General features: G+C 34.6%; 4 protein-coding genes. 3 read left to right on the forward strand and 1 reads right to left on the reverse strand.

Going from position 1 to position 8,239, the window contains the following annotated elements; genetic code table 11:
* The 3 genes from PX484_RS15840 to PX484_RS15850 all read left to right on the forward strand — a co-directional run.
* Positions 1-533 (forward strand): amidohydrolase family protein (locus PX484_RS15840; protein ID WP_288104679.1); only part of this gene is annotated, 533 nt, incomplete at its 5' end.
* A gap of 52 nt (positions 534-585) precedes the next feature.
* Positions 586-1,563 (forward strand): hypothetical protein, encoded by a 978-nt coding sequence (locus tag PX484_RS15845; RefSeq protein WP_287767194.1) that lies wholly within the window; start codon positions 586-588, stop codon positions 1,561-1,563.
* Positions 1,564-1,654: 91 nt separating this feature from the next.
* Positions 1,655-7,444, forward strand: coding sequence for an AAA family ATPase (locus tag PX484_RS15850; protein ID WP_287767195.1), 5,790 nt, complete (start codon positions 1,655-1,657; stop codon positions 7,442-7,444).
* Positions 7,445-7,465: 21 nt separating this feature from the next.
* Here the strand turns inward: PX484_RS15850 and PX484_RS15855 are convergent.
* A partial coding sequence (locus PX484_RS15855; RefSeq protein ID WP_288104683.1) for an AAA-like domain-containing protein occupies positions 7,466-8,239 on the reverse strand: 774 nt, incomplete at its 5' end.

Below are 8,239 nucleotides of genomic sequence, written 5' to 3' on the forward strand. Positions count from 1 at the left end.
CGGCCTGCGAGGATTTGGACATGGCTGTAGGAATTCATGAGGGACATTGGAGTCGTTTACCCACCACCGGTGCCGATCGATTTAACACCCGTTTTGCCCTTCATGCTTGTTCTCACCCCATGGAGCAGATGATGGCACTGTTAGCGTTAATAGAAGGGGGAGTGTTAGAACGTCATCCTCAGCTAAGAATCGGATTTTTAGAGTCGGGCTGCGGTTGGCTACCCTATTGGTTATGGAGACTTGACGAAGAGTATCAAGTTACACCTTGGGAGGTCAAAGATCGGGTAAGATTAATGCCATCAGAGTATTTTCGCCGTCAATGCTTTATTGCCGTTGAACCCTCTGAACCTTATCTGTCCCGGCTTATAGACTACATTGGCAGTGACAATATTATCTTTGGCTCAGATTATCCACACATGGATCATAAGCCCGATATTGTTAGTCAAGTGCTTAAGCTTGAGAAAGATTTAGCTAAGGAAACAGTAGAGAAGATACTTGCGGACAATCCTACCCGTTTTTATGGCTCAGTCTGAGTTTTTACAGTAGAATCAAATTTATTAACCAACTTCCTGGAGGAATTCACCAATGGCACAGGTCTTTACTCGCAGTTATGTTCAAAATTTACAATCAAATTTGTCTATAAAGATTGGACAAGGACCAAAATCGATCGATGGCAATCAATACAATGATTACTATTTTCAGCTACTTATTTTTGAAAATGAAGACCACCCTAAATTAGTCTATGGAACTAAGGAAGCTTTACAAACAAAATATAATTTAGATTCCTCAAGTTTTCCTAGCTCAGGAGCTAAGGTTGACCCAAGATTTTGCCCATCACAACCTAAGGATGATCCTTTAGCTCAAGCAGAATTGAGTACCGTTTATTTCTTATTACAAACACGAAAGCTATCTCAGATGATTGCTTACACATGGCTTGAGCCGGAAAAGATACCAGATGAAATGAAAGCAAAAGTGAATTTGGTTAGAAAAATTTTGAGATTTCCTCACCAAAAAGTGTGTACTTATTGGCTTGATCAAGAAGGTGAAGAACGTATAAGTGAGATCGATTTATCCAGAAAACTATTAGTAGATAGTAAAACCCACACCAAAAAATATAGTTGGTTGATTCAACCAGACAATATAAATTATGACTTTATTGCTTTGGCTCTTTTGCTGTGTGGGCAAGCTTTCTATAAAGATAAAGTTAACTTTTATTATCCCGATAAACATGAATATTTCGCCCAGATTTGGGAGCCAATTGGCAGTATCTATCAGCTAATCTTTGAATACGGCCTTGATGTTACTTGGGAGCTTTTTCATGGTGTTATGACAGAACTTGTTCATACAGGGAAAGATTTTCCAGCTGGTAAAATAACAGTCCCTTATCCACCCAGACCCAGTGAATTCAATGTTAGCCAATCTGACATTCAAACTTGGGCAAAGGCAAAAGAGCATGATGGTCCCTATCCATTTTATCCTAGCGAACATAGTGAAGACTGGAAGAATCACCAATTGAAGCACGTTTATCCACCTTCACCTTATATTCCCCTGAGTTGTTTGTAATTATCTTCAATTTTAATTATGAAAATTGGTCAGAGAATCAAGAGATGACGCAAATTGATCAGCTTGATTTTCTGACTGAACTGATAAGCCAATGGAAAAAAAATATCAAATCAGCGAAAAACTCTACGAAAGTGCTAACTCCTTAGTTTATCGAGGTTTTCGTCATGCCAATAATCAGGCAGTTATCCTTAAAATTCTCAAAGAAAATTACCCAACGCCATCAGAACTCACTCGCTATCAACAAGAATACCAGATCACTCGCTCTTTTAATGTTGATAATATTATTAAAGCTTATGAGTTACAGCGATATGAAAACAGTTTAGTTATGGTTTTAGAAGACTTTGGTGGTCAATCTTTAAAATCATTACTAGAGCAAAGTCAATTCAACCTAGAAGAATTTTTGAAAATTGCCATTAAGATTGCTGAAGCTTTAGCTGTTATTCATAAAGCCAATATTATTCACAAAGACATTAACCCTTCTAATATTGTCTATAACCCCAAAACCGAAGAACTTAAAGTTATTGATTTTGGTATTTCTAGCCAGTTAGCTCAAGAATTTATCAGCGTTATCTCTCCCCATCAATTAGAAGGAACGTTAGCTTATATTGCACCTGAACAAACAGGAAGAATGAATCGTGGACTTGACTATCGTAGTGATTTTTATGCCCTTGGAGTCACTTTTTATGAACTTTTAACCAACAGACTTCCTTTTGAAACTACAGACCCAATGGAGTTAGTTCATTGTCATATTGCTCAAGACCCTTTACCCCTACACGAACTGATTCCAGACCTTTCCTTGGCTGTGTCTAATATTATCAAAAAACTATTAGCAAAAACCCCAGAAGAAAGATATCAGAGTGCTTGGGGAATTAAAAATGATTTAGAAATTTGTCTCAATCAACTCAAAAGAGGGGAACAGATTCAGCTATTTTCTTTAGGAAGTCGGGAGCTTCCAGAAAAATTTCAGATTCCGCAAAAACTCTATGGTCGAGAATTAGAAGTTGAAAAACTCCTAAACATTTTTGAAAAAATCAATCAAGGCTCATCTGAATTGATCCTGATTTCGGGTTATTCTGGGATTGGTAAAACAGCTTTAGTCAATGAAATTTACAAACCAATTACACGCCAACGAGGACGAGTTATTAAGGGCAAATTTGACCAACTACAACGATATATTCCCTATTCAGCAATTACTAAAGCTTTTCAAGATTTAGTAAAACAGTTGTTAAGTGAACCAGAAAGACATCTTGAAACCTATAAAGACAAGATTCTAGAAACTTTAGGAAATAATGGTCAAATTATTGTTGAGGTTATCCCTGAACTCGAAAAAATTATTGGTAAGCAACCTCCTGTAGAACCACTGGGTAAAACGGAAAGTCAAAATCGCTTTAACTTATTTTTTAAGCGTTTTCTCACGATTTTTTGTCAACCAGAACATCCCTTAGTGATTTTTATTGATGATTTACAGTGGGCAGATTTATCTTCTCTAAATTTAATTGAGCAATTAATTTTAGAGCCAGATATTAACTATTTTCTCCTAATTGGTGCTTATCGAGATAATGAAGTGGAAACAACTCATCCACTAATGCACACTTTAGGCAAAATTAATCAAGCCCAAAAAACAATTAATACGCTCTCTCTTTCACCTTTAAAAAGCAGAGAGATTAATCAATTAATTGCCGATACTCTAAATTGTTCTAGAGAATTAGCTAAACCCTTAGGGGAATTACTCAGCAGAAAAACCGAGGGTAATCCTTTTTTCTTAACCCAATTGTTTTATTCTCTCTACGATAGAAAATTCCTGTTTATTAGGGAAAATTTAGATTTAAAGAAAGCGAAGTACACAAAACAAGTTTATTGGCAATGGAATATACAACAAATTGAAAGTTTATCTATTACTGATAATGTAGTTGATTTAATGGTGAATAAAATTAAAAAATTATCTCAAAATACGCAACAGGTTCTCAAGTTAGCAGCTTGTATTGGCAATCAATTTAATTTAGAAATCCTTAGGATTATTAATAATAAATCTGAAACTATTACCGCTCAAGAACTACAGTTAGCTCTAGATGAAGGCTTGGTGATTCCCCTAGACAAAAATTATAAAATTCCTCTATTATGGAATGGAGAAGATTTGTCAAATAACAAGCTACAAGATGCTTTTAACTATTCTGCTGATATTTATTATCGATTTTTACATGACCGAGTACAACAAGCAGCTTATTCTCTTATTTCTGAAGAAGAAAAAGAATGTTTTCATCAGCAAATAGGACGTATTTTATTAGAAAAATATCAAGCAGAGCATCAATTAGAAGATAAAATATTTGATACTGTTAATCAACTTAATCAGGGAGCAATATTAATTACCGATCAGTTAGAAAAAAATCAACTGGCTAAGTTAAATCTAAAAGCAGGAAAAAAGGCAAAAGCATCAACAGCTTATGATTCGGCTTTAAGATATTTAGAAAAAGGATTGGAATTGTTGACATTAAATAGCTGGAAAACTGATTATCAATTAACTCTAGAACTTTATGTTGAAACCTTAGAATCTCTTTACTTAAATACTAAATTTTCTCAAATTGAAAAAATATCTGACACTATCTTAAAAGAAGCTAGAGACATATTTGATAAACTCAAGGTATATGAAATACAAATCATCTACTACTTTACAATTTTTCAACCTCAAAAAGCGATAGATATTGCCCTCAATGTTTTACCAGAACTAGGTATCAAAATTTCTCTTCAAGAAAATGAAATCAAAAAAAGAATTAGTAATCGCCAGAGATACATAAAGTTGCTTTTAAAAAATAAATCGATTGAAGACTTGGCCGATAATTTGATAATGACTGACAATAAAAAACTAGCAGCTATTAAAATAATACTGCAAATTCGCTCTGCTTCAAATACAACTAATTTTCTTCTATTTACGGAATTAGTATTAACTTTAACTTATCTCTGTATCAAATACGGCAATCCTCCACAAGCTTCTACGATTTATGCTTTTTATGGAATGCTCATGTCGGGAATGACAGCAGAAATTGATTATGGTTATAAGTTTGGAAAACTAGCAATTAACTTATTAGAAAAAGATGATAATCAAAAATTTCAAGCCGAAATATTTTTTTTATATTATGCTTATATATGGTGTTGGAAAAATCCACTAAATGAGCAAGTCATTCAAGAAAAATTACTTTATGGCTTGCAACAAGGACTTAATACAGGACACAATGAATATGTTGGGTTTCTCGCACAGGCCTATTGCGCTATCAAGTTTTTAGGAGGATGCCAGTTAGAAGAAGTAGAACGAGATTGTGAAAAATACATTCATTTTGTGGAAAAACTTAATCAAGAGTATTCTCATAAATTCTTAGTTATTTTGACAAATACTGCTAAAAATGTACGAGATATTAATCACCATCAAGATTTTTTATTGCTAGGAACTTCCCAAGAGGAAGAAGATAAACATCTCCAAGAATATCTTGACCAAAATAATCAATGGTTACTATTTATTTATTATTTCGGAAGAATGATTGATTATTATATTTTTAATGATTTTGTTGCCTCCTTAGAAAACAGTCAACATACAGAAAAATATGTAGCGGTAACAAGCGGTGCAGCCCTATTTAAAGCACAACATAATTTCTATTCATCGTTGAGTTTTCTAGCTTATTATCATGACACAGAGCAAAATGATCAAAGAAAATTACTACAACAAGTAGATAACAATCAGCAGAAGATGGCAATATGGTCTAGTCATTGTCCAGCAAATTTTCAACATAAATATGATCTAGTTGAAGCAGAAAAAGCGAGAGTCTTAGGTCAAAACTGGGAAGCTCAAGAATTTTATGAAAAAGCCATTCAAGGAGCAAAAAAATATGAATTTATCCATGAAGAGGCTTTAGCCTATGAACGTGCCTCTGAATTTTATTTTACTTTAGGTAGAGAAGAAATCGCTAAACTATATCTCAGAAATGCTTATCATTGTTACATTCGTTGGGGTGCAAAGGCCAAAGTTAAACAATTAGAAGAAGAATACCCTCAATATTTATTAGGCATCAGCAATCAAAACAGATCTAAAGGACTGAGTACCACCATTTCAACTACTGGTAATGATGGAGCAGTTCTGGATTTAACCACTATTCTCAAAGCTTCGCAAGCGATTTCTGGAGAAATTAAACTGGAAAATCTCCTAACAAATTTAATGAAAATTGTCATTGAAAATGCAGGAGCGCAGAAAGGTTATTTGATTTTAGAACAGCAAGGAAATTGGGTCATTGAAGCTCAAGGAACAATTGCTCAAGAAACGGTTAATATACTACAATCAATTCCCATAGAATCTATCGACCATGATAACTCAATTCCCATTTTACCCACTAGCATTATTAATTATGTCGCTCGGACAAAAGAAACTATCGTTTTAAATGATGCCACATCTGAAGGTCAATTTACCAATGATTATTATATTGTGGCTAAAGAAACTAAATCCATTCTTTGTACTCCTTTACTCAATCAAGGTCAATTAAAAGGAATTGTTTATTTAGAAAATAATTTAACCACAGGCGCATTTACCTCAGAAAGAGTTGAACTGTTAAATATTTTAGTGGCTCAAGCTGCTATCTCTATTGATAACTCAAGACTCTATCAAACCTTAGAACAAAGAGTAGAAGAACGGACAAAAGAACTCACAAATACTTTAGAGGTACTGAAAGCAACTCAAGCAGAACTTATCTTTGAAAATGACCTGCTTAAAACTGCTGAACAACCTTCCAAATTTGTCTATCAAGTGGGGGGCAGTTTACCGATTGATGCACCGAATTATGTGGTTCGACAAGCTGATCGCAATCTTTATAAAGCTCTCAAACAAGGTCTATTTTGCTATGTTTTAAATGCACGTCAAATGGGAAAATCTAGCTTAATGGTACGGATGATGGGTCAATTACAAAAGGAGGGAATTAGATGTGCAGTAATTGACTTAACTCGGCTAGGAACAGACAATATTACCCCCGAACAATGGTATAAAGGATTAGCCGTTGATCTGCTCCGCAGTTTTGGATTAATCAAAGAATTGAAAACTTTTAAAGCTTGGTGGAGTGAACAATTAGACCTGCCTCCTGTACAACGATTAGGACAATTTATAGAAAATTTTCTTCTAGTTAATGACGATTTTAATCAGCGGCAATCTGGAAAATCGACTGTTATATTTATTGATGAAATTGATAGCATTTTAGGGTTAAAATTTGATGTCTCTGACTTTTTTGCTTTAATTCGTTCTTTTTATAATCAGAGAGCGATTCAACCTCAATTTCAAGAGCTAACTTTTGCCTTTTTTGGTGCTACCACACCTTCAGCTTTAATTACTGACCCCCAGAAAACACCTTTTAATATTGGTAACGCTATTGAATTAGCAAGTTTTAAAGAACACGAAGCTCAACCTTTATTATATGGGTTAACAGAAAAAGTCAGTAATCTTCAGACCATGCTCAAACAAGTCTTAAGCTGGACGGGAGGGCAACCTTTCTTAACTCAAAAACTCTGTCAACTGATGCGGGATAGTGAGCAACCAATCCCCTCTAATCAAGAAGAACAATGGTTGGCCAACTTAGTAGCAGAAAAAATTATTCAAGATTGGGAGATGCAGGATCAACCCGAACATTTAAAAACCATTCAAGATCGCCTTCTTCAAAGTCCAAACCGACCCCAGTTATTAACCTTGTATCGACAAATCCTCCATCAAGAACCAATACAGATTGATAACAATCCCTATTTACCTGAGTTATTTTTATCTGGATTAGTGGTAAAGCGTCACGGGAAAATGGACGTTCATAATCGGATTTATCAGACGATATTTAATAATGATTGGCTTGAGCGATCACTGTCTTAATACCATGGTTCAAAAATTTATTTATACTGAACCAGTATATTGACTTATAAAGTACTTTTGATACAACTGACAACTGACAATTGCTTTATTTTCTCTGAGTTTAATTAAACCCATACTATTAAGTTTGTAAGCAATAATTGGATCGACTATCATTGGTTGATTACCTTGACAAATATGTTGAAAAACATCGGCAAGTTCGGGTTGTTTTTGTAAACTGACCCAGTGCAGCTGTAAATGAGAGGAATAAATACCCGTTGATGTAGTTGCTGATTTGATTAAATCTGGCATCGTGATTTGCTCTTGGCTAAGATGATAAATCGCTAAATGAATCAAGGCAGGATGTCCCCCCACTAAGTCGATCAACTGTTGAATTTCGTTGTTTGCTAATTCATTTAATTGATATTTTTTTGCCAATTCTGCCACTTGTTCTTGACCAAAACCCTGTAACTCTATGGGTAATCCCACATTAAAAGGAGACTGTTCTAATCGCAGAGAAACATAAGATTCTGTGGATTGAACAATAATTAAACGTAATTTCTGCCACAGGGGAGATCGCTTAGATTCTTCATAACAAGCTCTGATTAAAGGTAAAAAATCTTCTGCTACTTTCGGATGTTCAAAGACTCGATGCACTTCGTCTAAAGCCAATACCAGTGGCTGTTTTATCTCTCGTAAAATATACTCTTCAAAATAAATTGTCCAACTCATTTTAATTCCTATATCTTCATCCCAATAATCATCTAATTTGGCTTCTAAATTCAACTGCCGAGCGCAATTACGGCAAATCCAGCGTAA

The organism is Microcystis sp. M49636_WE2 (assembly GCF_030065375.1).
Taxonomy (GTDB): domain Bacteria; phylum Cyanobacteriota; class Cyanobacteriia; order Cyanobacteriales; family Microcystaceae; genus Microcystis; species Microcystis aeruginosa_C.